Origin of the sequence: Vibrio sp. 1874 (assembly GCF_033344395.1) — a bacterium.
Taxonomy (GTDB): domain Bacteria; phylum Pseudomonadota; class Gammaproteobacteria; order Enterobacterales; family Vibrionaceae; genus Vibrio; species Vibrio alginolyticus.
The window spans coordinates 1-3134 of the sequence record NZ_JAWPOR010000044.1 but is presented as its reverse complement, the minus strand read 5'-3'; the positions used below and the strand labels follow the sequence as shown (position 1 = coordinate 3134).

The following is a 3134-nucleotide window of genomic DNA, read 5'->3' as shown; positions in this document are numbered from 1 at the left end:
TAAAGCCTGGCGATGTCCTACTCTCACATGGGGAAGCCCCACACTACCATCGGCGCTATTTCGTTTCACTTCTGAGTTCGGCATGGAAATCAGGTGGGTCCAAAACGCTATGGTCGCCAAGCAAATTCTTTAATCTGGAAAGCTGTTTTTTAATTCTCGTTCTTACACATTCAATGTTCTTTCATTGAGTCCATCAAAACCCCTTGGGTGTTGTATGGTTAAGCCTCACGGGCAATTAGTACAGGTTAGCTCAACGCCTCACAACGCTTACACACCCTGCCTATCAACGTCGTAGTCTACGACAACCCTTTAGGATACTTAAAGTATCAGGGAGAACTCATCTCAAGGCTCGCTTCCCGCTTAGATGCTTTCAGCGGTTATCGATCCCGAACTTAGCTACCGGGCAATGCGTCTGGCGACACAACCCGAACACCAGAGGTTCGTCCACTCCGGTCCTCTCGTACTAGGAGCAGCCCCTTTCAATTCTCCAACGCCCACGGCAGATAGGGACCGAACTGTCTCACGACGTTCTAAACCCAGCTCGCGTACCACTTTAAATGGCGAACAGCCATACCCTTGGGACCGACTTCAGCCCCAGGATGTGATGAGCCGACATCGAGGTGCCAAACACCGCCGTCGATATGAACTCTTGGGCGGTATCAGCCTGTTATCCCCGGAGTACCTTTTATCCGTTGAGCGATGGCCCTTCCATTCAGAACCACCGGATCACTATGACCTGCTTTCGCACCTGCTCGAATTGTCATTCTCGCAGTCAAGCGGGCTTATGCCATTGCACTAACCTCACGATGTCCAACCGTGATTAGCCCACCTTCGTGCTCCTCCGTTACGCTTTGGGAGGAGACCGCCCCAGTCAAACTACCCACCAGGCACTGTCCGCAACCCCGATAAGGGGTCGACGTTAGAACATCAACACTACAAGGGTGGTATTTCAAGGACGGCTCCACGCAATCTAGCGACTGCGCTTCAAAGCCTCCCACCTATCCTACACATGTAGGGTCAATGTTCAGTGCCAAGCTGTAGTAAAGGTTCACGGGGTCTTTCCGTCTAGCCGCGGGTACACTGCATCTTCACAGCGATTTCAATTTCACTGAGTCTCGGGTGGAGACAGCGTGGCCATCATTACGCCATTCGTGCAGGTCGGAACTTACCCGACAAGGAATTTCGCTACCTTAGGACCGTTATAGTTACGGCCGCCGTTTACCGGGGCTTCGATCAAGAGCTTCGACCGAAGTCTAACCCCATCAATTAACCTTCCGGCACCGGGCAGGCGTCACACCGTATACGTCATCTTGCGATTTTGCACAGTGCTGTGTTTTTAATAAACAGTTGCAGCCACCTGGTATCTGCGACTCTCAATAGCTCCATCCGCGAGGGACTTCACCGTCGAGAGCGTACCTTCTCCCGAAGTTACGGTACCATTTTGCCTAGTTCCTTCACCCGAGTTCTCTCAAGCGCCTTGGTATTCTCTACCCGACCACCTGTGTCGGTTTGGGGTACGATTCCTTACAATCTGAAGCTTAGAGGCTTTTCCTGGAAGCATGGCATCAATGACTTCACATCCGTAGATGCTCGACGTCGTGTCTCAGCCTTAAGAAGAGCCGGATTTACCTAACTCTTCAGCCTACGCACTTGAACCTGGACAACCGTCGCCAGGCCCACCTAGCCTTCTCCGTCCCCCCATCGCAATTGTAAGAAGTACGGGAATATTAACCCGTTTCCCATCGACTACGCCTTTCGGCCTCGCCTTAGGGGTCGACTTACCCTGCCCCGATTAACGTTGGACAGGAACCCTTGGTCTTCCGGCGAGGAGGTTTTTCACCCCCTTTATCGTTACTCATGTCAGCATTCGCACTTCTGATACGTCCAGCATGCGTTACCACACACCTTCAACCGCTTACAGAACGCTCCCCTACCCAATATACAAAAGTATATTGCCGCAGCTTCGGTTTACTACTTAGCCCCGTTACATCTTCCGCGCAGGCCGACTCGACCAGTGAGCTATTACGCTTTCTTTAAATGATGGCTGCTTCTAAGCCAACATCCTGGCTGTCTGAGCCTTCCCACATCGTTTCCCACTTAGTAGTAATTTGGGACCTTAGCTGGCGGTCTGGGTTGTTTCCCTCTCCACGACGGACGTTAGCACCCGCCGTGTGTCTCCCGGATAGTACTTACTGGTATTCGGAGTTTGCAAAGGGTTGGTAAGTCGGGATGACCCCCTAGCCTTAACAGTGCTCTACCCCCAGTAGTATTCGTCCGAGGCGCTACCTAAATAGCTTTCGGGGAGAACCAGCTATCTCCAGGTTTGATTGGCCTTTCACCCCTAGCCACAAGTCATCCGCTAATTTTTCAACATTAGTCGGTTCGGTCCTCCAGTTGATGTTACTCAACCTTCAACCTGCCCATGGCTAGATCACCTGGTTTCGGGTCTATATCCAGAGACTGAACGCCCAGTTAAGACTCGGTTTCCCTACGGCTCCCCTAGATGGTTAACCTTGCCACTGAATATAAGTCGCTGACCCATTATACAAAAGGTACGCAGTCACAGGACAAAGCCTGCTCCTACTGCTTGTACGTACACGGTTTCAGGTTCTATTTCACTCCCCTCACAGGGGTTCTTTTCGCCTTTCCCTCACGGTACTGGTTCACTATCGGTCAGTCAGTAGTATTTAGCCTTGGAGGATGGTCCCCCCATATTCAGACAGGATATCACGTGTCCCGCCCTACTCGATTTCACTGAACACACGTCGTCAACTACGGGACTATCACCCTGTATCGTCGGCCTTTCCAGGCTGTTCGTCTAACGCGTGTAAAGCTTAAGGGCTAGTCCAATTTCGCTCGCCGCTACTTTCGGAATCTCGGTTGATTTCTTTTCCTCGGGGTACTTAGATGTTTCAGTTCCCCCGGTTCGCCCTGTTGAGCTATGTATTCACTCAACAGTAATACCTTATGGTATTGGGTTTCCCCATTCGGAAATCCCAGACTCAAATGGTTTTTACTACCTAATCTGGGCTTATCGCAAGTTAATACGTCCTTCATCGCCTCTGACTGCCAAGGCATCCACCGTGTACGCTTAGTCACTTAACCATACAACCCGAAGGAGTTTCGAGTTGATG

Annotated in this window: 2 rRNA genes; both read right to left on the bottom strand. The window is 51.2% G+C overall.

Annotated elements, in window-relative coordinates:
• Window positions 1-4: 4 nt before the first annotated feature.
• A 5S ribosomal RNA gene (gene rrf, locus R8N46_RS24275) occupies window positions 5-121 on the bottom strand.
• Window positions 122-214: 93 nt separating this feature from the next.
• A 23S ribosomal RNA gene (locus R8N46_RS24270) occupies window positions 215-3105 on the bottom strand.
• Window positions 3106-3134 lie beyond the last annotated feature (29 nt).